Annotated in this window: 18 protein-coding genes; 12 read left to right on the top strand and 6 right to left on the bottom strand. The window is 76.9% G+C overall.

Features of this window, described 5'->3' with window-relative positions; genetic code table 11:
- Both F593_RS0116140 and F593_RS0116135 read right to left on the bottom strand, forming a co-directional pair.
- Positions 1-859, bottom strand: an 859-nt coding sequence (locus tag F593_RS0116140; RefSeq protein ID WP_022929786.1) for a hypothetical protein, incomplete at its 3' end; no start/stop codon positions are given.
- A 215-nt stretch (positions 860-1074) separates the two neighbouring features.
- Positions 1075-1719, bottom strand: a complete 645-nt coding sequence (locus F593_RS0116135) for a response regulator (protein ID WP_022929785.1) — start codon at positions 1717-1719, stop codon at positions 1075-1077.
- A gap of 169 nt (positions 1720-1888) precedes the next feature.
- On the opposite strand from F593_RS0116135, the gene F593_RS0116130 reads away from it, so the two are divergent.
- Positions 1889-2992, top strand: coding sequence for a sensor histidine kinase (locus tag F593_RS0116130; protein ID WP_169449207.1), 1104 nt, complete (start codon positions 1889-1891; stop codon positions 2990-2992).
- A 27-nt stretch (positions 2993-3019) separates the two neighbouring features.
- Here F593_RS0116130 and F593_RS0116125 read toward each other — a convergent pair whose 3' ends face one another.
- Both F593_RS0116125 and F593_RS0116120 read right to left on the bottom strand, forming a co-directional pair.
- The gene (locus F593_RS0116125; protein WP_022929783.1) at positions 3020-5143 is read right to left on the bottom strand and encodes an O-antigen ligase family protein; all 2124 of its coding nucleotides are present in this window, start codon (positions 5141-5143) and stop codon (positions 3020-3022) included.
- A gap of 12 nt (positions 5144-5155) precedes the next feature.
- Positions 5156-6643, bottom strand: coding sequence for a tyrosine-protein kinase domain-containing protein (locus tag F593_RS0116120; protein WP_169449206.1), 1488 nt, complete (start codon positions 6641-6643; stop codon positions 5156-5158).
- A gap of 332 nt (positions 6644-6975) precedes the next feature.
- On the opposite strand from F593_RS0116120, the gene F593_RS28635 reads away from it, so the two are divergent.
- Positions 6976-8406, top strand: coding sequence for a sugar transferase (locus F593_RS28635; protein ID WP_022929781.1), 1431 nt, complete (start codon positions 6976-6978; stop codon positions 8404-8406).
- A gap of 56 nt (positions 8407-8462) precedes the next feature.
- Positions 8463-9308 (top strand): JmjC domain-containing protein, encoded by an 846-nt coding sequence (locus F593_RS25955; protein ID WP_169449205.1) that lies wholly within the window; start codon positions 8463-8465, stop codon positions 9306-9308.
- A 95-nt stretch (positions 9309-9403) separates the two neighbouring features.
- Here the strand turns inward: F593_RS25955 and F593_RS25950 are convergent, their stop codons facing one another.
- Entirely contained in the window at positions 9404-10666 is a 1263-nt protein-coding gene (locus tag F593_RS25950) for a glycosyltransferase (protein WP_022929779.1), read from the bottom strand.
- A gap of 176 nt (positions 10667-10842) precedes the next feature.
- On the opposite strand from F593_RS25950, the gene F593_RS0116100 reads away from it, so the two are divergent.
- The 9 genes from F593_RS0116100 to F593_RS0116060 all read left to right on the top strand — a co-directional run bounded on the left by F593_RS0116100 (position 10843) and on the right by F593_RS0116060 (position 23861).
- Positions 10843-11988 (top strand): glycosyltransferase, encoded by a 1146-nt coding sequence (locus F593_RS0116100; protein ID WP_022929778.1) that lies wholly within the window; start codon positions 10843-10845, stop codon positions 11986-11988.
- A 53-nt stretch (positions 11989-12041) separates the two neighbouring features.
- Complete coding sequence (locus tag F593_RS28630) at positions 12042-13223, top strand: glycosyltransferase family 4 protein (protein ID WP_022929777.1); 1182 nt, start codon at positions 12042-12044, stop codon at positions 13221-13223.
- Positions 13216-14697, top strand: coding sequence for an O-antigen ligase family protein (locus F593_RS0116090; protein ID WP_157251878.1), 1482 nt, complete (start codon positions 13216-13218; stop codon positions 14695-14697). Before F593_RS28630 ends, F593_RS0116090 begins: the two co-directional genes overlap by 8 nt.
- On the top strand, positions 14694-17003 hold the full coding sequence (locus F593_RS0116085) for a GNAT family N-acetyltransferase (RefSeq protein ID WP_022929775.1): 2310 nt from the start codon (positions 14694-14696) through the stop codon (positions 17001-17003). Before F593_RS0116090 ends, F593_RS0116085 begins: the two co-directional genes overlap by 4 nt.
- The gene (locus F593_RS0116080) at positions 17000-18127 is read left to right on the top strand and encodes a glycosyltransferase (RefSeq protein WP_022929774.1); all 1128 of its coding nucleotides are present in this window, start codon (positions 17000-17002) and stop codon (positions 18125-18127) included. Before F593_RS0116085 ends, F593_RS0116080 begins: the two co-directional genes overlap by 4 nt.
- Positions 18120-19589 (top strand): oligosaccharide flippase family protein, encoded by a 1470-nt coding sequence (locus F593_RS0116075; RefSeq protein WP_022929773.1) that lies wholly within the window; start codon positions 18120-18122, stop codon positions 19587-19589. The genes F593_RS0116080 and F593_RS0116075 overlap by 8 nt, the downstream gene beginning before the upstream one ends.
- Before the next feature lie 67 nt (positions 19590-19656).
- Positions 19657-21417 (top strand): hypothetical protein, encoded by a 1761-nt coding sequence (locus F593_RS0116070; protein ID WP_022929772.1) that lies wholly within the window; start codon positions 19657-19659, stop codon positions 21415-21417.
- A gap of 1 nt (position 21418) precedes the next feature.
- Positions 21419-22486, top strand: a complete 1068-nt coding sequence (locus tag F593_RS0116065) for a right-handed parallel beta-helix repeat-containing protein (protein WP_022929771.1) — start codon at positions 21419-21421, stop codon at positions 22484-22486.
- Between the two features lie 142 nt (positions 22487-22628).
- The gene (locus F593_RS0116060) at positions 22629-23861 is read left to right on the top strand and encodes an SGNH/GDSL hydrolase family protein (protein ID WP_022929770.1); all 1233 of its coding nucleotides are present in this window, start codon (positions 22629-22631) and stop codon (positions 23859-23861) included.
- Positions 23862-23934: 73 nt separating this feature from the next.
- On the opposite strand, the gene gdhA is transcribed toward F593_RS0116060, so the two are convergent.
- A complete protein-coding gene (gene gdhA, locus F593_RS0116055) occupies positions 23935-25293 on the bottom strand; it encodes an NADP-specific glutamate dehydrogenase (protein WP_022929769.1) in 1359 nt (452 codons plus the stop codon).
- Positions 25294-25299: the final 6 nt, after the last annotated feature.

Here is a 25299-nt window from a genome sequence, read left to right as displayed (position 1 = left end):
CGGAGCCGGGGGCCCCGGCGGCGTCGTCCGAGTCCACGGCGGGGGCGCCCGCGACGTCATCGTCCGCGGTCCCCCGACCAGCGGACGCGTCGTCGTCGGGCGTCGCGGACCCGCCGCGGGTGGTGCAGTCGCGGCCCGGGAGGACGCCGGAGGCGCCCGTCTCGCCGTAGCCGTCGCCCGTGGGCGACCCCGGGGTGCCGGGGGTGCAAGTGGTGGTGTCGGCGGGATCGCAGGCCTTCGCCGCGTCGCCGGGGAGGACGCCGGAGGCGCCCGTCTCGCCGTAGCCGTCGCCCGTGGGCGACGAGGGAGTGCCCGTCACGCAGTCCGGGGCGGGCGGGTCGCAGGCGTCGGCGGCCGCGCTGCCGGGGAGGACGCCGGAGGCGCCCGTCTCACCGTAGCCGTCGCCCGTGGGCGTGGACGGCGCGCCTGTCACGCAGTCCGGGGCGGGCGGGTCGCAGGCGTCGGCGGCCGCGCTGCCGGGCAGGACGCCGGACGCGCCCGTCTCGCCGTAGCCGTCGCCCGTGGGCGTCGAGGGGGTGCCCGTCGGGCAGTCGCGCCCCGGCGGGTCGCAGGCGGCCGAGCCTGCGCCGTCGGGGGATCCGCCGGACGCGCCGGAACCGGTCGAGCCGGAGCCCGAGCCGCCGGGCAGGACGCCGGACGCGCCGGTCTCGCCGTAGCCCTCGCCGGTGGGCGTCCCCGTGCCGCCCGGCGTGCAGGCGGCGGCGCGCTCGGCGGCGGAGGGCGCGGCGTTGCCGCTCATCACCTGCACGGTCCCGAACGCGCAGAGGACCGCCAGCAGCACGGCGGCGGCCAGCAGCACGAACCGGTTGCGTCCCTGGGGGACGGAGAGCGGGCTCATCGGAGGCGGTCGCCGGCGGGGGCCGGCGCCTCGGACGTGGGGACGGAGGACACCTCATCGAGAGTGCCGATCCGGCGGCCCCGTGCCCATCGTGCCGTCGGGTGGTTCCGGGGCTGATCCTGCCGCCCGCCGATGGCGCGGCCCGCCGGGTGATTGGGGGTCCACCGATCGTCGGGAGGGCGCCGTCCGGGCCCGGCCGACGACCCGGGTACGGCCTATTCGAGCAGCTTGCGGCGCATCGCGACCGCGACGGCCGCGGCGCGCTCGGAGACGCCGAGCTTGTCGTAGACGTTCTGCGTGTGGGTCTTCACCGTCGCGGTGCCGATCTGCAGCTGCGCGGCGATCGCGGGACCCGAGAGCCCGTCGGCGATCATCCGCAGGACCTCACGCTCACGCGGCGAGAGCACCGGGGCGTCGTCCTGCACCCGTCCGCGGACCTCCATCGTCAGCGCGGCCTGCGCCTCCGGGGCGAGCACCGTGCCGCCGCGGGCGACGGTGACGATGGCGTCGCCGATCGTCCGCCGGTCGGCCTCCTTGGTCAGATAGCCGTCCACGCCGGCCTGCACGGCCTCGTACACGGCGGCCGACGCCTGTTCCCCCGAGAGGATCAGGACGCGGGTCGGGAGGTCGTCTCGACGAATGGCGTGCAACACGTCCAGACCCGTCATGACCGGCAGTCGCAGGTCGAGCATCGCGACCGCCGGACGGAGCTCGCGGACCAGGCGCAGAGCCTCTCCGCCGTCCCCTGCCTGGGCTAGGACGTCCAGGTCGTCGCGCCGGGAGAGGGCCCCGAGGACACCCTCGAGGAAGATCGGGTGATCGTCCGCCACTACGACGGAGACCTTCGCACCTGTGGCCATGAGCACTGAGGGTACTGCGCGCCGGGGCGAGCGGTACATTTGGGGGGTGCGTGTTTCTCCCGTCGCCGCGGCTCCCGCGGGTCGCAACGTGGAGAGCACCCCATCCGTGGACGTGCCGGAGCCCGAGGAGACGCCGCGCCGCCGGGGCCCGAGTGCCGTAGGCGCAACGATGGCCCGCCTCGTCGTGGCGTCCGTCACCGCCACCTTCGTGGCGATCGACGGCGAGATCGACACGGGCGCGATCGTCCTCTTCGTGATCGGGGTCGCGTGGCTCCTCGGGACGGGCTCCCTCGCGCTCCGCCGCGGCTGGAACCCGACCCAGGCCCGCGCCGTCGCCCTGGTCGACGTGCTGATCGTGATCGCGGCCGCGGTCGACACCGGGGGCGAGGACTCCATGGCGATCGCCGCGCTGTGGCTCGCCCCCTTCGCGTGGACCGCGGTGGCCGACGCCGCCACCGCCCGGGTGATGATCCTGATCGGCGCGGTGGGCTACCTGGGCCTGTGGATGCCCGAGGCGCTCGGCCGCGGCGACGGCGATCCCCTGACGGATCTGGCCACGTTCTCCGCGATGTACCTCGGGTCGACGGCCATCGGCCTCGTCGCCCTGCACCTCCGCGGACAGACGGCGGACCGCGTGACGATGCTCGCCCGCGCCCGCGCCGCCCTCGTGCGCGAGGTCGGCCAGGTCGAGCACGACGAGCGCGAACGTCTCTCGATGCGCCTGCACGACGGTCCGCTGCAGATGGTGATCAGTGCCCGCCAGGACCTCGAGGAGTTCCGCGACGGCGACGAGGAGGCCCTCGAGCTCGGCATCGAGACGCTCGACCAGGGCATCCAGGCCCTGCGCGCCGTGATGGTCGACCTCTACCCCGACCACGAGACGGGCGCCGACGTGCGCGAGCGGTTCGAGCGCATCGCACGGCGCTACGAGGCCCGCGGCACGTTCGTGGTGGAGCTCGAGCTCGACGACGGCCTGGGCGGCGCGTCGGACGACATGCTCGTCGGCATGGCCGGCGAGCTCGTGGCCAACGTCGCCAAGCACGCGCAGGCGTCCCTCGTGAAGATCAGCGCGCGGATCGTGAACGACCGCGCCGTGCTCGAGGTGGCCGACGACGGCGTGGGCATGACGCCCGCCGCCCGGCTCGCCGCGGAGCGCGACGGCCACATCGGCCTGCGCTCGCTCGACCGCCGGGTGCGCGCGATCGGCGGCCAGTGGCGGATCCGCTCCGCCCCGGGCCGCGGCACGATCGTCCGCGTCGAGCTGCCGCGCTGAGCGGCGTGGGGTCGCGGACCCGGGCGCCTACGGGCTGACGGGCTGCAGGCGCGCGTTGAGCAGGCCCGCGATCTGCGCCTCGACCGTCGCCGGGTCGACCTGCTCCCCGTCGCGCAGCGCGTCGATCGTCTCCTGGATCGCCGGCTGGCGGGGGTTGAGCTCGCGGGCGCGGCGGAGCTGCACGAACGCCGCGCGCAGCTGCCCGTCGGCGGCGAGGGCGAGCCCGAGCTGCAGCCGCGCGAACCAGTCGTCGGGCGAGCGCTCCAGGGCGCTGCGCAGATCGGCCCGCCAGGCGTAGGGGTCGCCGAGCCGCCGGGCGACGATGGCGCGGCTGAGCAGCGCGTCGCTCTCGAGCGGGTTCAGGCGCGCCGCGCGGTCGAACGCGACCGTTGCGGCCCGCGGGTCGCTGCCCGCCAGCGCGGTGCCGTGCCGCAGGAACCCCGACGCCAGCCCGAGCGCCGCCAGCCCGACCGACACGGCCAGCGCCGAGGCCACGAGCGCCAGCGCCGTCGCCCGCCCGCGCCCGGTGCGCGGGAGCAGCGGCGCGCGCGGGGCGTCGTCGGGCACCGCGACGCCGTGGGCGCGGGCCCGCTCCCGGATCGCGCGAAGCTCCGCCGACGGGGCGGCGCCTTCCTCGTCCGTGGCGCGCGCGGCCGCGCCGAGCAGCACGAACGCGAGGATCGTCAGCGCCGGGAACTCCCACGTCCAGTCCCAGGCGCTCGCGGCGAACCACGCCGCGAACCCCGCCAGCGCCGCGGCCACGCCGGCGCGGACCTCCGCCGATCGGCCGCGCATCGCCCGCAGCGCCAGGAGGACGGGCGTGCCGAGCGCGACGAGGACCAGGAGGCCGCCGACGACGCCGAGGCCCGCCAGGACCCCGAGCGGGAAGGAGTGGGCGTAGCGGGGGGCCTCGGTCGACCGGCGCTCCCGCAGGTAGACGGGCTGGAAGTCCTCCGCCCCCACCCCCGTGACGGGGTGGTCGCGCAGCGCGCCCAGGGCCACCCGGTACATGTCGCCGCGGTTCGAGCCCAACGAGCCCGTCAGGCGGTCCCCCTTGGCCGGCACTCCGGCGTAGCCGTCCGAGCTCAGCGCCTGGTCGGCGCGGTCGACGGCCCAGCTGACCGGGTTGCCGACGGCGGCCACGACCGCGACGAGCAGCACGAGGACCGTCGCGGCGGTCGCCACGAGGCCCGTCCTGGGCGACGAGAGACCGCCCCGCACCCGCGGGGGCAGCAGCGCCAGCGCCGCCTGCCACGCGACGCCCAGGACCGCCAGCACCCCGAGTGCGATCAGGACCTCCTCCCCCGCGCGGTCCAGCCGGGCGGCGAGCAGGGGCACGGACGGCGCGCCGCGGACGTCGAGCAGGATCGGCGCGGCGAGCACCCCCGCCCCGCCGACGGCGGCCAGCGCGAGCAGCACGGCGCCGCGGCGCGGCGTCAGCGCCACGAGCACGACCGCGGCCGCGACGAGCGCGAGCGTCGCGCCGCGGCTCTGGGACAGCAGGGCGACCTGGAGCAGGAGGCCGGCGCCCACGAGCGCCGCCACCCGCAGGGCCGGATGGCGGGCCCCGCCGGCCGCGAGGTGCACGAGGGGCAGCAGCGCGATCGTCCACAGGCCCGCGGCCGCGTTGACGTAGCCCGCCGGCGCGATCAGCCGGCCGTCGATGAACGACGCCGACGGGTCGGGGGCATGCACGACCCGCCAGAGGGTCACGGCCGCCAGGAGCACGGTCCCCGCGCCGAGCAGGCCGAGCAGCCGCCGCAGCGACGCGTGCGGCCAGCGTGGCACGAGCGCCAGGGCGAGCGCGCTCCCGTAGACGGCGGTGCGTCCCGCGGCGTCGAGCGCGCGGCCCGGGGTGTCGGCCCAGAGGACCGACGCGAGGGTCCAGGCCGTCAGGAGGCCGTAGGCGCCGAGCGCGACGAGGACGCCGCGCGACGGCGGCGTCCGGCGGGTCAGCGCCCACGCGATGGGCGCCGCCCACAGCAGGGCGATTCCCGCCGGAGCCCACCGGACGGGTGCGAACCCGCCCTCGAGCCGCCCGAGGACGAGGGCCAGCACGACCGCCCCGCCGACCGCCCAGCGCGCCGCCTGCTCGGCCGTGACGGCCCGCGGGACGCGGGCGGCGGCGCGGCGCGGGGACGCGGTCGCCACCGGGTCCGCCGCTCAGCCGCGACGGCGGGCGCCGCGCCGCCGCCGGCCCGCGCTGTCGCCCTGCTCGTGGTACCGCGAGGAGGTGGTCTCGACGCCCGTGACGACCCAGCCCGTCGGCGTGATGTCGGCGCGCTCGAACAGCCCCGCCATGACGTCGAGGGACCGCCGGTCGGTGGAGCCGGGCCGGCCGACGACGAGCACGTCGTCGACGTCGGGCATGAGGGGGAGCGCGTCGCCCACCTCGCCGATCGGCGCGGTGTCGATGAGGACGTAGTCCGCCATGCTCGCGGCCTCCTCGAGCACCTCGCTCATGCGGCGGGTCAGCGTCGGCAGCAGCGCGACGTCGCCCGGGCCGCTCGAGGCCTGCACGACGCGCAGCGGCGGGAGGCGCGGGGCGGAGCGCATGATCTGCGAGAGCCCCTGGCCCGTGGTCAGCGTCGTGACGACCGCGGTCGGGTCGTCCAGGCCGAGCTGCGGGCCCAGGTCGGGCTCGCGCAGGTCGAAGTCGATGACGAGCACGCGGTGCCCGGCGCTGATGAGCGCGAAGGCGAGGTTGAGGACCGTCGTCGTCTTGCCGTCCCCGGAGCTGGCGCTCGTGACGAGGATGCGGCGGCAGCCCGGGTGCTCCTTGAGGTCGAGCTGGATCTGGAGCGTGCGGAACGCCTCGCGCACCGGCGGCGGCATGTCGATGCCCTTGTGGCCGCGCGGCGAGGGGACGCCCGTGAGCACGGGGACGGGCACGGCCGCCAGCAGCTCGGCCCGGTCGCGCACCCGCCGGTCGCCGCGCTCGAGCAGCAGCGCGCCGATCGTGCCGAGCACGAGCCCGGCGATCAGCGCGGCGAAGAGGACGACGGGATCGCTCGGGCCCTCGGCCGCGGTCGGCACCCCGGCGCCCTGCGAGACGGACACCGTCGGGTCGCCCTGGTCGCGGAGCGAGCGCAGCTGCTGGCGCGTGGCGGCGAACTCCGCCCCCTCCTGCCCGTCGATCGCCTTGATGGCGACCCGGGCCTGCTCCTTGATCCGGTCGTCGCGCTCGGCGACCGCCGCGTTGGCGTACGCGTTGGCGAGGCGGGCGGCCTCGCGGGCGTCCGACGACGTGGCCCGCACGGCGATGATGTTGCTCCCGCCGATGGGTTCGAGCGCGACGCTCCGGCTGACCTCGTCGGCCGTCACGCCGCGGCCGACGGCGGCGGCCGCGGCCTCGTCCGTGCGGGCAGACGTGAGGAGCGCGGTGGCGGTCTGCAGGTCGCGGGCCCCGTCGTTCGTCTCGCGCAGGATCTCGATGCCGGTGATGTTCGCGTCGCCCGCCGGGAACGGCACGACGAGGATCTGGGCCTCGGCCGCGTAGGTCGGCGTGCGCTGGCTCAGCGCGAGGGCGGCGACGCCGACGGAGACGATCGCCAGGACGAACAGGAGCCACCACCGGCGGCGGATCGCGGCGAGGAGGGGCCAGATCGCCCCGTCGTCTCCGGCGGCGCTGCGAGATCGGTCGGTGGGCATCGTGCGGTGCGGCGTGCGGGCTCTCGCGGAAGGGCGCGGCCCGGCGCGGTCCAGTCCGGCGGACACCGGAGGAGGGACGGCGACCATACACGCCACCGACGCCGCCCCGGAGGAGCGCAACCCGCCGTGCAGGCAGGGGTTGACGATCCGAGGTGAACACTCGTCGTCCGATCGTCCACCTGGCCTCAACCGACTGGGGGAGGCGGCGCCCCGCCCTCGTCCGCTCCGCCGAGGGGGAGTGCGCGCGACCGTCTGGGGAGGGACACGCTCGCCCCCCGGATCACCCCGTCACCCGATGGTGGAGCGCACCCCATGAGCGGAAGATCCTCCTTGTGCTCCAGACCTCCGATCGGCCCGCCCAGGACGCCGTCGCCCCCGCCCCGGCGGGGCACGCGACGCTCCTCCTCCCGGCCGTCCGTCGGGGTCTCGTCCCGGCCCTCGCGGCCGTCCCCGTCGCCCTCCTCGGCGACCTCCGCGTCGCCGGCCTCGCCGGGGCCGCGTTCCTCGCCGCCGGCGTGCTCGACGGCCGCCGCCCCGCGGCGATCGCCACGCTCCCGCTCGCCCGCTTCGCCGTCACGGCCGCCTACGCCGTGCTCGCCGCGCTCGCGGTCGCCGCGGTCTGCCTGCTCGGCCTCGGCATCGGCGCGCCGGCCCTGGCGCTGACCGCCGGCGCCGCGGTGGCCTTCGGCGGCCTGCTCGCCGCGGACGCCCTGGAGGACCGCCTCGGCGTGACCCGCGTCCTCGTCCTCGGGACCGCCGCCGAGGCGCGCGACCTGCGCCGCACGATCGACGAGGTCGGTGCCCGCCGCTACCGCGTCGTCGCCACCACGGACACGCTGACGGAGCTCGACGCGCTCGTCGCCTCCTCCGGCGCCGACCTCGTCGTCTTCACGGACCACCTCGCCCGCCCCGCGGTGCTCGGCCACGTCGCCGCCGCCATCCGCAGCCGCCCGCTGTTCGCGATGCCGCAGGACGGGTTCTGCGAGGTCGCGCTGGGCGTCGTGCCGCTGGCCTCCGTCGACGCCGCCTGGCTCGCCGAGCTCGCCGACCCGGCCGCGCACCCCCGTGGCGCCACCGCCAGCCGGGTGCTCGACGTCGTCGTCGCCTCCGTGCTGCTCGTGCCCGTCGCGCCCCTGCTGCTCCTGCTCGCCCCGTTCATCGCGGCGGACCGCGAGGGCGGCGTCTTCTTCCGCCAGGACCGCGTCGGCCTCGGCGGGCGCGCGTTCTCCATCCTCAAGCTCCGCACGATGCGCGGCACCGGCGCGGACTGGTCCTCCCCGGGCGACCCGCGCGTGACCCGCCTCGGCGCGATCCTGCGCAAGACGCACATCGACGAGCTGCCGCAGCTCATCAACGTGCTGCGCGGCGACATGAGCCTCGTCGGCCCCCGCCCCGAGCAGGTCCGGATCTCGGAGGAGCTCGAGACCGACATCCCGCTGTTCCCGTACCGCCACACGGTGCGCCCGGGCATCACGGGCTGGGCCCGCGTGCGCTGCGGCTACGCCCGCACGGCCGAGGAGAGCGCGCTCAAGCTCGGCAACGACCTCTTCTACATCAAGCACCGCTCGCTGGTGCTCGACCTCGCGATCCTGCTCGAGACGGTGCGCCTGACGTTGTTCGAGAAGCAGTTCGAGGTCCGCGCCCCCGCCGCGAAGTACGTCCTCGGGCCGCAGCGTCCCGCCGTCCAGGACGTCTACCCGCTCAACGCGCCGGTCCCGGCCGAGCGCGCCGCCTCCCGCCGCACCACCGTCGCGGTCGGCTAGTCATGCCGGCCACCGCTGTGTCCCCCGTCCCGCCGTCCGCCACCGACCCCGTCCCCGTGAGCCTCGCCATGATCGACATCGACGCCTCAACCTTCGCCGCCGCCTATGACCACACCCCCGTGCGGGTGGCCCACTCCGTCCAGGGTGAGGCCCTCCTCCAGGTCGACGCGCTCGTCGCCCTGGCCGAGTCCCACCCGGAGGAGCTCGTCGAGCACAACCTCGGCGCCGTCCCCGTCGAGCTGCCCGGCGGCGAGGCCCCGCGGCTCGGGCGCACCGGCGCCCAGGTGCTGGCCGAGATCGAGGAGAACGGCTCCTGGCTCGTCCTGAAGAACGTGGAGCAGAACCCGCGCTACAAGGCGCTGCTGGACCGCCTGCTCGACGGCATCGACCCGATCGTCCCCGGCGGCGAGAACACCCGGCTGCTGCGCGAGGCGTTCATCTTCGTCTCCGCCCCCGGCTCCGTCACCCCGGCGCACGTCGACCCCGAGCACAACTTCCTGCTCCAGATCCGCGGCACGAAGACGATGCACGTCGGCGCGTTCGAGGACGACGAGACCCGCGCCCGCGAGCTCGAGCGGTTCCACTCCGGCTCGCACCGCAACATCTCGCGCATCCCGGCGGGACTCGAGGCCGTCGCGCTCGCGCCCGGCCAGGGCGTCTACGTGCCGCCGGACGCCCCGCACTGGGTGCAGAACGGCGACGGCGTCTCCATCTCGCTCTCCATCACGTGGCGCACCCCGACCACGAGCCGCCGCGGCCGTCTGTGGTCCGCCAACCACCGCCTGCGCCAGCGCGGCAAGTCGCCGCAGCTGCCGGGTGCCTCGCGCATCGAGGACGCCCGCAAGCTCGCCGGCGCCCGCGTGCACCAGGTCCGCGAGCGCGTGCTCGCCGGCCGCCACTAGTCGTCCGGCCGGCCCGCGCGCAGCTGCGCCCCAGGCCCGGCCTCCCGTCCCGCCGGTCGCCTCCGCGCCGTCGCGGACGCTCCACCCGCCCCGGCTCAGGCCGCGGTGGGCGGGGCGTCCGGGGCGGCGCGGAACCACGCCACGAGCGTCGTGGCCGCCCGCGTGGCGTCGTGGTGCTCCTCCACGTGCGCGCGCGCCGCTCGCCGCATCCGCTCCAGCCCGACGTCGTCCAGGTCGAGCACGCGGAGCAGCGCGTCGGCCAGGCCCCGCGCGTCGCGCGGCTCGGCCAGGGCGCCCGTCTCGCCCTCCCGCACGAGGTCCGGCACGCCCGCGACCCGCGTGGCGACGAGGCTGACGCCGCAGGCGGCCCCCTCCACGAGGGTCGTCGGCAGGCCCTCCGTGTCGCCGTCCGCCTGCACGACGGACGGCTGCACCAGCACGTCCGCGGTGCGCAGGCGCTCCAGCACCGCCGCGGCGGGCTGCGGGCCGGCGAAGGTCACGCGGTCCGCCAGGCCGTGCGCGGCGACCTGCGCCCGCACCGCGTCGAGCAGCGGTCCCGTGCCGACGAGCTCGAGGTGCGCGTCGGCGAGCCGCGGCTCGAGCGCGAGGGCCTCGATCAGGTAGCGGTGGCCCTTGTACTCCTTGAAGCTCGACACCATCAGGAGCCGCGGCGGCCGGGCGCGGTCCCGGGACGGCGGGGCGTAGGCGTGCTCGGCCAGGTCGATCCCCATCCCGATCACCGGCAGCCGCGCCGGGTCGGCGCCGTGGCCGGCGAGGAACGTCCGGTGGAACGTGGAGATCGCCACGACGAAGGACGCCTCGGAGAGCCGGGTGCGCAGGCCCTCCTGGTGGATGAAGACGTCGTGCGCGTGCGGGGTGACGCTGTAGGTCGCCCCCGTCAGGCGATGGATCGTCCACGCCGCGAGCGCCGGCATCGCGGCGAAGTGCGCGTGGACGTGCTGCACCCCGTGGCGGCGGACGTGCGCGGCCTGGGCCAGGCCGACCCCGGTCGTGACGAGCGCCTTGAGCAGCACGGGCGGCCGCCGGCGGTGGTCGAGGACCACGCGCCCGACGGTGGCCGCGGTGCGCACGGGCCGGCGGACGAGCCATCCGACGAGCGCGCGAACGACCGCCGCCGGGCCCGGCCGGTGGCGCCGCGGGATCCACGCCTCGGCGGCCGGCTGGGTCGTCCGGTCCAGGGGCGGAAACAGCGACATGAGGGACAGCGCGACGCCCCCGTGGGCGTCCACGGCCTCCAGCTCGCGCAGCACGAACGTCTCCGTCAGGGAGGGGAACCGGGAGACGAGGTAGCCGACCCGGCGGGCCGCCTGCGGTCGCGCGGGTGCGGGGCCGGGCATGCGGGGCAGCCTACGGACCCACCCCGGCGGCGGCGAGCGTGGGATGGGCCCGTCAGCCGATAGGGGGAGCGCGACACCCGGTGCTCCCCGTGCAGGCCGGGGGGAGCCGCGTTCAGCCTGCCGATCGCCCCGTCGCCCGATGGGAGAACAGGGCCGTTCGGAGGACCATCCAGTGCATGTTGCAGGTCGTCCGTCCCCAGCCGCGCCTCGACGAACCGGCAGGGATCCTCGAGGGCCTGGCGCCGATCCCCGCGCGCCCCCGCGGGATGGAGCAGCCCACGACGGCCGGCGTGCACGCCACGGTCGACGTCAGCGTGCTGGTGCCCGTGCTGAACGAGGAGCAGCACCTCCGCGCGAGCGTCGCGGCGATGCTCGGCCAGGACTTCGAGGGCACGTTCGAGCTGCTCTTCATCGACGGCCGCTCCGACGACGGGACGGTCGCCCTGCTGGAGCGCATGCAGTGGGCGGACGATCGGATCCGCATCCTCGACAACCCGCACCGCACCACGGCGCACGCGCTGAACGTCGGCCTGCGCGCCGCCCGCGGCAAGTTCATCGCCCGGATGGACGCCCACACCGCCTACCCCGCCGGCTACCTGCGCCGCGGCGTCGAGCGCCTGCGTCGCGGCGACGTCGACTGGGTCTGCGGCCCGCAGGTCCCCGTCGGCCGCGACCGCTTCTCCGGCCTCGTCGCCACCGCGCTCTCCGGCGGCCTCGGCCGCGGCGCCTCGAACAAGTGGCAGGCGGAGGACGCGACCGCCCAGGGCGAGTGGCCCCTGACCACGAGCGTGTTCACCGGCGTCTGGCGCCGCTCCACCGTCGACGCGCTCGGCGGCTGGGACGCCGAGTGGCCGGTCAACCAGGACTCCGAGATGGCCTCGCGCCTGCTCGCCCAGGGCGGCAAGATCGTCTGCCTCGGCGCGATGGGTGCCCGCTACGTGCCCCGGAACTCGCTGCGACGCCTGGCCAAGCAGTACTGGCGCTACGGCAGCTTCCGCGCCAAGACGTTCGCCCGCCACCCGTCGAGCTGCGGCCCGGTGCGGCTCGCCGCCTCCGGGCTGCCCGTCGTCCTCGCCTCGGCGCTGATCCCCGGGATCGCGGGCCTGCCGGGCCGCGTCCTCGCCGTGCTCTACGCGCTGGCGATCGTGACCCAGGTGCTCCGCATGCGCCCCGCGCTGCGCGACGCGCCCGCGCTGGCCGCGGTGCTCGTGACGATGCACCTGACCTGGGGCGCCGCGTTCCTGGGCTCCGCCGTGCGCGAGCTCCCGCGCCGCTCCCGGCTGCGCGCGAGCGCCCCGAAGCCGCTGCGCCGGCCCGCGTGACGGGCGCGATCGCCCGCGCCCCCGGGGCGGGGAGGACTACCGTCCCCCGTCCCGTGTCCCTCCCTCCCGCCTCCGCCCCGCGGCGCCTGCGGGTCCTGACCGTCATCGACCACCTCTCCGGGGGCGGCGCGGAGCGCGCCGCCGTCGAGATCGCGACCCGGCTGGCCGCCCGGCACGACGTCACCGTGGTGGGCTCGCGCGAGGCCCAGGACGGGCCGGCGGCGACCGCGCTGCGGGACGCCGGGCTGCGCGTGCTCGCGCTGGACCGCACCGCGACCCGCCGCGCCTGGGAGTGGGCGCCCGTGGTGCGCGAGCTGCGCCGCGCCCGCGTCGACGTGCTGCACACCCATCTCTTCGGCTCGAACGCCTGGGGCCCGGCGCTGCGCCGCCTCGGCGGCGCGCGCGCCCTCGTCGCCCACGAGCACACGCCCTTCCTCCGCCGCGGCGGCGTCCGCGCCTGGGGAGCGCAGGGCGCGGTGAACCCGTGGATCGTCGGCCCGTTCGCCGACCGCGTGCTCGTCCCCTCGACGTGGTCGCTCCGCGCGCTCGTCGACCACGAGCGGGTGCCGGAGCGCAAGGTCCGGGTGGTGCCCAACGGGGCACCGGAGGGCGTCGCGCTGCCGGCCGCCGAGCGCGCGGCGCTGCGGCGCGCGCTCGGGCTGGAGCCCGACGACGTCGCGGTCGTCGTGAGCGCGATGCTGCGCCCGGAGAAGGGGCACGCCACCGCGCTGCGGGCCCTCGCCCTGCTGCGCGAGCGCCACCCCCGGGTCCGCCTGCTCGTCGTCGGCGGGGGTCCGGCGCAGGACCGGGAAGGCACCGGCCCCGAGCTGCGACGGCTGGCCTCCGAGCTCGGCGTCGCGGACGCGGTGCGCTTCGCCGGGCGCCGCGAGGACGTCCCCGCCGTGCTCGCCGCCTCGGACGTCGCGCTGCTGCCGTCGGACCACGAGAACCTGCCCCTCGCCCTGCTCGAGCACCTCGCCGCCGGGCTTCCCGTCGTCGCCACGGCCGTCGGCGGGATCCCGGACGCGGTGACCGACGGCGTCCACGCGCTGCTCGTCCCGCCGGGCGAGCCCCGGGCGATGGCCGACGCGCTGGCCCGCACGCTCGACGATCCGTCCGCTGCGCGCGTCCGGGCGGCCGCGGGGCGCGATCGTCATGCGGAGCGCTACACGTGGGACGCTGTGGCGGGCGCGGTCGAGGCGCAGTACGTCGAGGCGCTGGGCCTCCGTGCCTGAGCCCGCCGCCCGCGCCATGTCCACCGCCGACCACCTCTCCCGCCTCTCGCCCCGCCTGATCGTGCCGGCGCTCGTCGCGGCCGCCGCGCTGCTGGGGCTCGCCGTCACCCACGACGCCCGCCTGGGCCTCGCGGCCGCCGGTGCGCTCGTCTTCGGCGCGTTCCTCGTCGTCGACCTGCCCGTGGCCGTCGGCATCTGGATCGTCGCGCTGTACCTGGCGGGCGCGCCGGGCACCCACGGCGCGGTCACGGGGACGTCCGTGCTGCTCCTGGCGGGCTGGGCGGGGACGCTCGCGGACCGTGCCCCGCACGCCCGTCGCGCCGTCGCCCGCACCCGCTGGGCGCTGGCGCTCGTGGCGCTCATGATGCTGTGGAGCGCCTGCTCGATCGTGTGGGCCCAGGACGCCGGCGTCGCGCGGCTCGGCCTGCAGCACTGGGCCATCGCCGTCGCCGCGTTGCCGGTGCTCGTCGTGGCGTGCGAGCGGCCTCGCGACGCGCTCGTCGTCGCCGGGGCGTTCGTCGCCGGGGCGACGCTCGCCGTGATCGCCGGCGTGCTCACGGGGTCCAACGCCGCGCCCGTGGACCAGCAGGCGTCGTTCGAGGCCGCGGCCGGCCGCCTGCAGGTCGGCATCACCGACCCGAACTACCTCGCCGCCGACATCGTCGCCGCGCTGGCGATCACCGCGGGGCTGCTCGGCGTCCCCGCCGTCCGCCGGTTCCGCCCGCTCCTGCTGCTGGCGGTCCCCGTCCTCCTCTACGGCCTCGTCGCCACGCAGTCGCGCGGCGGGATGGTCGCCGCCGCCGTGGCCGCCGTCGTCGCGTTCGTGCTGCTGCGCGAGTACCGCGGCCGCATCCTCGGCGCGCTCGCGGTCGTCGTCGTGCTCCTCGGCCTGTTCCTCGCCGCGCAGCCGCGCGCGGTCGACCGGCTCACCCAGGACGACACGTCCGGCACGGGCCGGACCGACATCTGGAACGTGGCGGTGCGCGTCGCCAGCGACCACACCCTGCTCGGGGTCGGCACGGGCAACTTCGTCGTCGTCCAGCCCGGCTACGCCCAGCGGGTCGGGTTCCTCGAGCGGCCCGGCATGATCGTCGACACCCCGCTCGTCACCCACGACGTCTGGCTGCAGGCCCTGACGGAGAACGGCGCGATCGGCCTGGCGCTCCTGATCGGGGCGTTCGGGGCCTGCGTCCTCGCGAGCCTGCTCGCCGCCGGGCGCTTCGCCCGCGCGGGGCGCCCCGACCTGGCCCACCTCGCGCGGGCCGTGGCCGTGGGCCAGATCGGCTCGCTCGCGGCGTCGACCTTCATCGCCAACGGCAACGACCGCGTGTTCTGGGTGCTCCTCAGCCTCGGGCCGGTCCTGCTGGCGGTCGAGCTCGCCACGGGCTCCGCCGCCGCCCGCCCGAACCCCTCCGCCGCCTCCGCGGTCTCCCCCGCCGCCCCGGCGCCCTCCTTCCCGGACCCCTCCCGATGACCGCATCGCTCCTTCCCCTCGCCGGCCTCGACGACCGGGGGCGCGCCGCGTGGGCGGCGCTCTGCGACGACGCGCTGGAGCACAACGTCTTCCTCGAGCCGGCGTTCCTCGAGCCCGCGGCCCGTCACCTCCCCGGCGGCGACGCGGCGCGGCTGCTCGTCGTGACCGACGGCGAGGAGTGGCTCGCGGCGGTCCCCGTGCTGGCCCGGCCGAAGTTCGCCGACCTGTGGCTCCCCTGCCTGCGCTCGTGGCGGCACCCCTACACGTTCTCCGGCACGCCGCTCCTGCGCGCCGGCGCCGCGGAGCGGGCCGCGGCCGGCCTGGTCGCCGCGATCGACGGCGTCGCCTCGCGCGCGTTCCTCGCCCTGGAGCACGTGACGGACGGCCCCGTCGCCGCCGCCCTCATGGCCGCCGGCGCCGCCCGGCCCGCGGCCGCGTTCGTGCACGACCGGGCCGAACGCGCCGCGGTGCTGCGCGGCCCGCAGGACGACGCCCTCGCCCGCGCCATGAACGGCAAGCGTCGCCGCGAGCTCGCCCGGACCCGCCGCTCGCTCGGCGCGGAGCTCGGCGGCGAGCCCGCGCTCGTCGAGACGACGGACGACCCCGGCGCCCTGGACCAGTTCCTGGCGCTCGAGGCGGCGGGCTGGAAGGGCGAGGCCGGCAGCGCGCTCGCCTCCGACCCCGCGCACGAGCGGTTCCAGCGCGAGTCCGCCGCCGCCTTCGCCGCGCTCGGCCGCCTGCACCTGCTCGAGCTGCACGCCGGCGACCGCACCGCCGCGAGCGTGCTGGCGCTGCGCACCCCCGGCCCCGACGCCACCCTCTCCACCTTGAAGATCGGGCACGACGAGACGCTGCGGCGGGGCACCCCCGGGGTGCACCTGATGGGCGACATCGCGAGCTGGGCGCACGCCCGCGGCGACGTCGCGCTCGTCGACTCCTGCGCCGTGCCCGACAACCCGATGATCAACCGCCTGTGGCCCGACCGGATCGGGCTCTCGACGCTGATCCTGCCCGCGGCGGGCGCCCGCGGCGAGCTGACGCGCCGCCTGGCGTCGCGGAGCGTCCGGGCCGCCCGGACGGCCGACGCGGTGGCGGCCGGTGCGGCGGGCGACGGGACGACCGGCGCGGCGTCGACCGGCGCCCGCGGCACCCGCGGAATCGCCGCGTCCGGACCGTCCACGCCGGGAGACGCGACCGTCCTGCGGGCCCGCGCGCTCGAGGGCCCCGACGCGCCCGCCGCCTTCGAGGCCGCGTGGCGTGCCGTCGAGGCCGCCCGGCCCGACCTGCCCGTCTCGCGCACCTGGACGTGGACCGCCGCCTGGCTGCGGCACTACGGCCCGCGCCTGCGGCACGAGCTCGTGGTCGTCGAGGACGGCACGGGCGCCCCGCGCGGCGCCACGCTGCTCGTCCGCCACGAGCGCCGCTACGGCCCGGCCACCGTGCGCTGGTGCCACGTCGGGACGGGCGGCGAGCCGCAGGGCGAGGAGCTCTGCCCCGAGGCCAACGGCCCCGCCGCCACCCCCGGCGACGACGCGGCCGTCATGACCGCCGTCTGCGACCTCGCGCTGCGCCGTCGCTGGTGGCACGAGCTGCGCGTGGAGCGGATCGCTGAGGAGGACGCCCCCGCGTTCGTCGACCGCTGGCCCGCCGACGCGCTCACGGTCGTCGACCGCACGGCCTACCAGTACGACCTCGCCGGCCTGACCCCCGAGCAGGACATCCCCGGCGGCCTGCGCGGAGGCCCCCGCCGGCGCGTGCGCACGACCCTGCGCGCGATGGCCGCCCGCGGGCCCCTCACGCTGGACTGGGCGGAGACGGCCGAGGACGCCGGGGATGTCCTCGAGGAGCTCATCGACCTGCACCAGGACGCCTGGCAGGCCGTCGGCAAGCCGGGGGTCTTCTCCAGCGCGAGCTTCGTCGGGTTCCACCGCGAGGTTGCCCCGCTCCTCGTGGCCGCGGGCCGCGCGACCATGGTCCGCGTCCGCTGCGGCGAGGAGACGATCGGCGCGCTCTACGGCTTCCGCGACGGCGATCGCCTGCGGGCGTACCAGAGCGGGTTCCGGCGCTTCGACGACAACCGCCTGCGCCCGGGGATCGTGGCGCACGTCCTCGCGATGGAGGCCGCCCGCACCCGCGGCGTCGCCCTCTACGACCACCTCGCCGGCGACGCCCGCTACAAGCGCGAGCTCTCGACCCGCGAGGAGCCGTCCCGCACCTACGGCTACCGCCGCGCCCGCCTGCGCCTGAAGGCGTACGACAAGGCCCGGGAGCTGCGCGACCGCCGTGCGGCGGAGGCGGCCGCATGAGCGCCCCGCTGCACGTCCACGCGCTCGTCGGCCAGCTCGGCCTGGGCGGTGCGGAGATGGTCGTCGCGGAGTTCGCCGCCGCGGCGGGCGCCGGGGGCATCCGGCTCACGGTCGCCCACGTCGGGCACCTGCCGTCCGGCCCCGCGGCCGACCGCGTGCGGGCGGCGGGCGTGGCCGTCGAGCACGTGCGGACCTCGTCGCTGCTGGGCCGGAGCGACCTGCGTCGGGTCCACGCCCACCTGCGGCGCGTGCGGCCCGACATCCTCCACACCCACCTGGACTACGCCGACATTCTCGGCGGGCTCAGCGCCCTGCACCTGGACCTGCCGACCGTCTCGACGGTCCACCGCGCGCAGATCCTGCCCGGCCTGCAGCGCAGGGTGACGGCGACGATCGCGGCCGGCGTGCGCCGCGTGGCGGCCGACCGCGTCATCACCGTGTCCGACGCGGACCGCACCCGCTACCTCCGCACCGCGCTGGAGCGGCGCGACCGGGTCGTGGCGATCCGCAACGCCGTCGGCCGCCCGAGCGTCCACGCCGATCCCGCCGTCGTCCGCGCCGAGCTCGGCCTGCCGGCCGACGCGTTCCTCGTGACGATGGTCTCCGTCATGCGCCCGGAGAAGGGCCACGACGTCGCCGTCGACGCGTTCCGCGAGATCCGCCGTCGCGTTCCCCGCGCCCACCTGCTCGTCGTCGGCGACGGCGAGCAACGCGGGCTCGTGCAGGCCGCCGCCGACGAGCTCGGCGAGGGCGCGATCCGCCTGCTCGGCGAGCGGATGGACGTCATGCGGATCCTCGATGCGTCCGACGTCTTCGTGCAGCCCTCGCGCGCCGAAGGCCTGCCGATGGCGCTCATCGAGGCCATCGCCGCCGGCCTGCCGGTCGTCGCCACGGCCGTCGGCGGCGTGCCCGAGCTCGTCGACGACCGCATCGGCGTGCTGCTCGGCCCGGAGCCCGAGGCGGGGCCGCTGGCCGAGGCCGTCGTCGCCCTGGCCGACGACGACGCCCGCCGGGCGCGTCTGGCCGCCGGGGCCCGCACGCTCTACGCGTCGCGGTTCACGCCGGACGCCTGGGTCGCCCGCCACCGCGAGGTCTACGACGCGGTGCTCGCGCGCCGTGGGTAGCGCCGTCCGCCGCGGCGTCGTCTGGTCCGTCGGCTCGCTCGCGCTCTCCAAACTCCTCGGCCTCGTCTCCGTCCTCGTGCTCGCCCGGCTGCTCGCGCCGGACGAGTTCGGCACGCTCGGCGCGGTCGTCACGTTCCTGGCGTTCATGCAGCTCGGCAGCGACCTGGGGATGCAGGCCACCGTCGTCTACGAGCAGGAGCAGGGCGTCACCCGCCGCGTGCACGTGGCGTTCACGGTCAACGCCGTCCTGGCGCTCGGTCTGACCGCCCTCGGCGTCGTTCTGGCCGGGCCGGTCGCCGCGTTCTTCGGCGCGCCCGAGGCGGAGTGGCTGTTCCGGCTGGGCATGCTCAACCTGCTGCTGGCGTCGCTGGCCAACGTCCACGACGGCCTGCTGCTGCGCGACATGGCGTTCTCGCGCCGGATCGTGCCCCAGGTCGGGCAGGCCGTCGCGCAGGCGGTCGTCTCCGTGGGCCTGGCGTTCGCCGGGGCGGGGACCGCGGCCCTCGTGGTGGGGCTGCTGGCCGGCACCGCCACGTGGGTCGCCCTGCAGTGGCGGATCACGGGCTACCGCCCGCGGGTGATCTTCGACAAGGCGATCGCGCGCACGATGATCGGCTACGGCGGCGCGGCGGCGGTGCTCGAGATCCTCGCGGTCGTCTCGGCGCGCGCCGACGCGATCGTCGTCGGCCACGTCCTCGGGACGGCCGCCCTCGGCGTCTACACCATCGCCTTCCGGCTCCCCGAGCTCGCGATCTCGAACATCACGTGGACCGTCTCGGGCGTCGCGTTCCCCGCCCTCTCCCGTCGCCGGGGCGGCGGGATGATCGACGCGACCCTCGCGCTCATCGGCATCCTGGCCCTCTACACCGTCCCGGTCGGCGTGCTGCTGGCGGTGCTCGCCGACCCGCTGGTGCACCTGCTGCTCGGCGACCGCTGGGAGGACGCGGTCCCCGTGCTGCGGGCCGTCGCCGTCACGGCGGCGATCCACACCGTGATCTTCCCCCTGGGCGACGCGGGCAAGGCGCAGGGCCGGCAGTGGGGCATGGTCGGCCTGCACCTGCTCCACATCCCGGTGCTCTACCTCGGCATGACGCTCGCCGCCGACAGCGGGCTGTCCGCCGTGGCCTGGGCCGGGACGGGCGCCAGCGTCCTCTACGTCGCCACGTTCCTGTTCTGGGCGCACCGCTACGTCGGCGTGCCGGCCGGCGGCGTCGCCCGGGCGCTGTGGCCACCGCTCGTCGCGGCGGCGGGCGTGGGGGTCGGCGCGGGCGCCGCGCACGTCCTGCTGTCCGGCGCCCCGGCCGCCGTCGAGCTGCTCGTGGCGGTGCCCCTGGCCGGGGCCGGCGCGGCCCTCGCGCTCCGCGTCGTGACGCCCGGCCGGCTCACGGGCGCGGCGGCCGACCTCGGCCTGGACGGCGCGCTGGAGCGCCTGCCGTGGCGTCGCACCCCCGCCGGACCGTGAGCGCCCACGCGCCACGTCCCGCCGCGGGATAGGCTGCGCCGCGACCTCCTCCCCGGTCCCCGCCCGCGTGCAGCTCTTCCTCGCCCTGACCCACCGCGACCGGGTCCCGGAGGATCTCGGGGACGCCGCCCGGGCCGCCTGCGCGGCCGTGGCCGCCGCGGTCCCGGGCCTCGCCGACGGCCACACGCACTCCTGGTCGAGCGTCTCCGGCCGGACCGTCGTCGTCGGCACGGGTCACCCACCGGACCGGACCGGCGGCCCCGGCCGGGTGTGGGGCGACGCCGGTCGCCGCCAGGTCCTCGACGGGTTCCCGATCGACCGGGCGCGCCCGCTGCCGACGGACGGACCGGTCGACGTCACGGGCCTGGACGGGCGCTTCGGCCTGCTCGACGTCGCGGGCGACGAGGTCGCGGTGACCTGCGACCGGATGGGGGCCTACGCCCTCTACGTCCGCGAGCTGCCCCGCGGCGAGGTCGCGCTCTCGAACAGCCCCTCGCTGCTCGCGCGCCTGCCGCCCCACCCGGGCTTCGACCACGCCGCCATCGAGGACTACCTCGTGGCGAGCTGGATCTTCGGCGTGCGGACCCCGTGGGCGGGCGTCCACCGGCTGCCCCCGGGCCGCACCACGGCGCGGGAGGGCCGGCTGCGTCCGTCGAGCGACCGCCTCGTCGACGTGGCGCTCGCCGCCGCGGAGCGCCCGGTGCACCGCGACGTGGAGGCCGGAGCCGAGCTGCTGCGCGACACCGTCGCCGCGGTCGCCCGCGACGCCCCCGGCCCGCTCGAGCTCGGACTGAGCGGCGGGCGCGACTCCCGCGTGATCCTCTCCGCCGCGCTGGCCGCGGGCGTCGAGCCGCACTGCTTCACGAACGCCCTTGAGGAGGACCCGGCGTACCCCGAGACGGACGACGTGCGGGTGGCGCGGACGCTCACCAGCGTGCTCGGGCTGCCCCACGAGGTCCGGACCCCGACGACGCACGCGGACGACGCCGAGCGCTGGATGCGCGCGGTCACCGCCGGCGTGTCCCCGTTCGACTCGACCCCGTCGAGCGTCGGCACGGACGGGCGCACCCCGATCGTCCTCTCCGGCACCGCCGTCGAGCTCGGCTGGCTCACGCACGGCATCGCGCTCACGCAGGGCACGAGCCAGGACGACGTCGTCCGCGAGTCCGTCGCCGCCTGGGTGCACACGCGGCCCGGGCACCTGGGGCGCCGCGGGGCGTACGAGCGGGTGTGCGAGCGCGGCGCCGAGGGCCCGCGGGCGTGGGCCGCGGCCGGCCTGCCCACGGCGTTCCTCGCCGAGGCGTTCTTCGTCCTCGAGCGCACCGCGAACTGGGCGGCCCCCACGCACTTCGCCTACGAGCCGTACTTCGACACGGTGGCGCCCGGCTGGTCGGCGGACCTGCTGCCGGTCGTCTGGTCGCTGCACGAGGACGACCGCGAGCACGACCGCTGGCGCCGGGGCATGATCCACGCGCTCTGCCCGCAGCTCGAGCGCCTGCCCTTCGGCGGCGCGGCGACCACCTGGCCCGACGACGCGGACCGCGCGGGCTACATGCTGTGGGGCGAGAAGGCGGACAAGATCCGCCGCACCATCGGCTCGGCGACGCGCGGCAACGGCGTGCGGCGGGTCGCCGCGCAGGCCGACGCCCTGCGGCGGATGCAGCGCGAGGTGCGGGTCGACCTGCGCCGCGACGGTGCGCTGCGCGAGCACGTCGACCCGACCTACGCCGGCGTGCTCGCCCGGGCGCCCCTGACCCGGATGCCGCCGCGGATGCTGCAGCAGCTCGTCCGCCTGACGCACGTCGCCCGGCTGCTGCGCGAGGCGTGAGGTGCGGCGGCGCTCCGTGGCCGTCGGCCTGGTCGCCGCCCTGATCGTCGCCGTCGCGGTCCTGGCGGCCCTCGGGGGGCGGGACGACGAGGGGCCGTGCACGCGTTGGGCGGCCCCCGGCGCGACCGGCGGCGACGGCTCCCGCGACGCCCCCTTCGGCGATGTCGACCGGCTTGCCGCCGCCCTGGAGCCGGGCGACACGGGCTGCCTCGCCGCCGGGGTCCACGTCGGCGACGTCACCCTGGACCGCGGCGGCCGCTCGGGCGCCCGCGTGCGGCTGCGGTCGGCGCCGGGTGCCCGCGCGACGCTGCGCGGCCGGCTGCTCATCACCCGCGAGGCCCCCTTCGTCACCGTCCACGGGCTGCGGCTCGAGGGCATCGAGCAGGGCGCGCTGTGTGGCGGGCGGCCGTGCCCGAGCCCGACGGTCAACGCGGACGACGTCGCGTTCATCGACAACGACGTGACGAACGACCACACGGCGATCTGCTTCGTGCTGGGCGACCGCCTCGGCCGGTTCGGCCGGGCGGACCGGGTGGAGCTGCGGGGCAACCGCATCCACGACTGCGGGCGGCTGCCGCGCACGAACCTGGAGCACGGGATCTACGCGCAGGCGACGACGGACGCGCGGATCGTCGGCAACCTCGTCGACGGCAACGCCGACCGCGGCCTGCAGCTCTACTCCGACGTGCAGGGCGCCCTCATCGCGGGCAACGTCCTGACGGGCAACGGCACGGGGATCATCTTCAGCGGCCTCGGCTCCTCGACGTCGAACGGCAACGTCGTGGAGCACAACGTGATCGCGGACTCGCGCGCCCGCTGGAACGTGGAGTCCTTCTATAGCCCCGGCACGACGGTCGGCCGCGGCAACGTCGTGCGGGAGAACTGCCTCGCGGCCCGCGACCCCTCGGGCCCCACCGGCCGGGACGGCGGGGACCAGGGCGGCGCGGGCTACCGCGCCGAGGACAACCGCGTGGTGCGGGATCCCGGGGTGGCTCCGGGGGCCCGGCGCCCCGCACTGCGGCCGGACAGCCCGTGTCGCGGGCTCCTGCGCGCCCCCACCGGGGAGTGACGGACCGGCCGGGGCGCCGGCGGCCGGCGCTGGCCGCCGGCGCCCCGGCCGGCCCGGGCCGATCCCCCGCCGCCGTGCGCAGGAGCCTCCCGCACCCGCCCGAGGTGCGTCCCCGCGGCCGCGGGCCTGCGATCATGGGCCCATGGCCACGGGCGATCCAGACTCCCCGGGGCGCCCCGGCCCCGCCCGCTGGACCCGTCGCGGTGCGCTGGTGCTCGCGGCCTCCGGAATCGCCGGCGCCGCCGTCCTGACCCGGCCGGACCGCCGGGCCCCCGCGCCGGCCGACGCGATGCAGGAAACCGCGGCGACGGTGCCGGTGCGCGGCTTCCGTCCGCGCGAGATCGTCGTCTTCGGCCACTCCTGGGCGGCGGGCGTGCACGTCCGCCGGTCGCGCTCCTGGCCCTCCCTGATGGCCGACCGCCTGCGGTCGCCACGCCCCCGCGTGCGCTCCTCGAACCCCGCGCGGCAGACGAACTTCGCGTGGGGCGGGTCCCGGGCGACCGGTACGGCGAAGGAGCACGGCGCCGGGTACGTCCTGCAGACGCTGCCCGCGGGACCGGCCACCCCGCCCGACGTGATCCTGCTGCTCACGGGCGACCTCGACATCAGCCGCCACGGGCAGTCCCCGGCCTCGCGCCGCCTGATGGGCGGCGGCATCGACGCCGCGCTCGGGCGCCTGCTAGCGACGCAGGTGCACGAGGAGGACGACGCCGCCGCGTGGGCGTACGGCCCGGGCTGGTCGACCGACCGCGGCTCGTCCGTGAACTCGGGGCGCGGCGCCGCCTACTCCGTGCAGGACGGCGCGACCTTCACCCTCCGGCTGCCGGCGGACTACGACGGCGCGCCCGTCACCGTCGGCCTGCCGCTGTGGGACCGGACCGTCGGCGGCACGATCACCTGGAGCCTCGACGGCCGCCCGCTGGACCGCCGCACCGACCTCGAGGCGCTGCGGGCCGTGCTGACCGGGGAGTACCCGAGCGCCGCCTACGCCGAGCGCTTCACGGGCCTGTCGGCCGGCGCGCACGAGCTGCAGGGCACGTGGCGACGCGGCGAGCGCGGCTCGGCGATCGTCGTGGACTACTGGTCGACGGAGCGCCGCGGCGTGCCGATCGTCTGCGTGCTGATGCCGGCGAACAACCCGTGGGGCAACACCTTCGGCGCCATCACGACGACGTCGAACCAGGCCAACCGCGAGGCCCTGAAGGGCCGGCGCGGGGTGCACTACGTCGACCTGCAGCGCGCCGTGAACCCGACGGGCACCCGGCGCGACCGGCGCTTCTGGGACAGCGACGAGTCGTCGCACCCCACGGCCGCCGGCGAGCGCGCGATCGCCGCGGCGGTCGCACGCGCCGTCGCGCGCCTGCGCCCCGCCTGAGCGCGGCGCGCGCCCCGGCGCGCCTGCGCGTCGGCCGCGTGGGCCGGGGTGTGCATGGCCGGGCCGGGCCGTCCTACACCACGCCCTGCGCCAGCATCGCGTCGGCCACGCGCAGGAAGCCCGCGATGTTCGCCCCGGCCACGTAGTCGTCCTCGTGGTCGTGCTCGGCCGCGGTGCGGCGGCAGAGCTCGTGGATCTGCCCCATCGTGGTCTGCAGCCGCTCGTCGGTGTTCTCGAACGTCCACCCGTTGCGCGAGGCGTTCTGCTCCATCTCGAACGCCGAGACCGCCACGCCGCCGGCGTTCGACGCCTTGCCCGGCGCGTAGGCCACCCCGTCGGCGTCCTGGAAGACCGCCACCGCGTCGTCCGTGCACGGCATGTTCGCGCCCTCGGCCACGAGGGTCACGCCGTTCTTGACGAGCCTCTTGGCGTCCTTGGCGTCGAGCTCGTTCTGGGTGGCGCACGGCAGGGCGATCTCGCAGGGGATCGACCACGGCGTGGCGCCCTCGTCGAACGTCGCCTCTCCCCCGCGGCGCTCCGCGTACTCCGCCAGACGCCCGCGCTCCTGCAGCTTGATGGCCTTGACGAGGTCGAGGTCGATCCCGTCGGGGTCGTGGACCGCACCGGAGGAGTCCGAGACGCCCACGACCCGCGCGCCGAGCGCCTGCGCCTTCTCGATCGCGAAGATCGACACGTTGCCGGCGCCGGAGACGACGACGGTGCGGCCGTCGAGGTCCTCGTAGCGCGCCGCCAGCATCTCGCGCACGAAGTAGACGAGCCCGTAGCCCGTAGCCTCCGTCCGCACCTGCGCGCCGCCCCACCCGGTGCCCTTGCCCGTCAGCGTGCCGGCCGCGTAGGTGCCGGTGATCCGCTTGTACTGGCCGAAGAGGAAGCCGATCTCGCGCGCCGCGACCCCCGCGTCGCCGGCCGGCACGTCCTGGTCCGGGCCGATGTGGCGGTAGAGCTCGGTCATGAGCGACTGGCAGAACCGCATGACCTCCTCGTCCGAGCGCCCCTTCGGGTCGAAGTCCGCGCCGCCCTTGCCGCCGCCGATCGCCAGGCCCGTCAGCGCGTTCTTGAAGACCTGCTCGAAGCCCAGGAACTTGATCGTCCCGAGGGTCACCGCCGGGTTGAACCGCATCCCGCCCTTGTAGGGCCCGAGCGCCGAGTTGAACCCCACCCGCATCGCCCGCTGCACGTGCACGTCGCCCGCGTCGTCGACCCACGGCACCCGAAAGATCACCTGGCGCTCCGGCTCGACCAGACGCTCGAGCACCCGCGCCTTCGCGAACTCCGGGCGCGCCTCGAGCACCGGGCCCAGCGGGGCCAGCACCTCGCGGACGGCCTGGTGGAACTCCGGCTCGCCGGGGTTGCGGTCGATCACGTCCTGCAGCAGCACGTCGGGGTCGGTGCCGGTGGTGCTGGGGCTCATGCGGCC

Origin of the sequence: Patulibacter americanus DSM 16676, assembly GCF_000420025.1 — a bacterium.
GTDB lineage: Bacteria > Actinomycetota > Thermoleophilia > Solirubrobacterales > Solirubrobacteraceae > Patulibacter > Patulibacter americanus.
The sequence above is the reverse complement of the archived record's forward strand: the minus strand, read 5'-3'. Positions and strand labels throughout refer to the sequence as shown.

Bases quoted from the DNA above. Each gene is read 5' to 3' on its own strand.
- F593_RS0116135 (WP_022929785.1), bottom strand. From the start codon at position 1,719: ATGGCCACAGGTGCGAAGGTCTCCGTCGTAGTGGCGGACGATCACCCG.
- F593_RS0116130 (WP_169449207.1), top strand. From the start codon at position 1,889: ATGGCCCGCCTCGTCGTGGCGTCCGTCACCGCCACCTTCGTGGCGATC.
- F593_RS0116120 (WP_169449206.1), bottom strand. From the start codon at position 6,643: ATGCCCACCGACCGATCTCGCAGCGCCGCCGGAGACGACGGGGCGATC.
- F593_RS25950 (WP_022929779.1), bottom strand. From the start codon at position 10,666: ATGCCCGGCCCCGCACCCGCGCGACCGCAGGCGGCCCGCCGGGTCGGC.
- F593_RS0116100 (WP_022929778.1), top strand. From the start codon at position 10,843: ATGTTGCAGGTCGTCCGTCCCCAGCCGCGCCTCGACGAACCGGCAGGG.
- F593_RS0116085 (WP_022929775.1), top strand. From the start codon at position 14,694: ATGACCGCATCGCTCCTTCCCCTCGCCGGCCTCGACGACCGGGGGCGC.
- F593_RS0116080 (WP_022929774.1), top strand. From the start codon at position 17,000: ATGAGCGCCCCGCTGCACGTCCACGCGCTCGTCGGCCAGCTCGGCCTG.
- F593_RS0116060 (WP_022929770.1), top strand. From the start codon at position 22,629: ATGGCCACGGGCGATCCAGACTCCCCGGGGCGCCCCGGCCCCGCCCGC.
- gdhA (WP_022929769.1), bottom strand. From the start codon at position 25,293: ATGAGCCCCAGCACCACCGGCACCGACCCCGACGTGCTGCTGCAGGAC.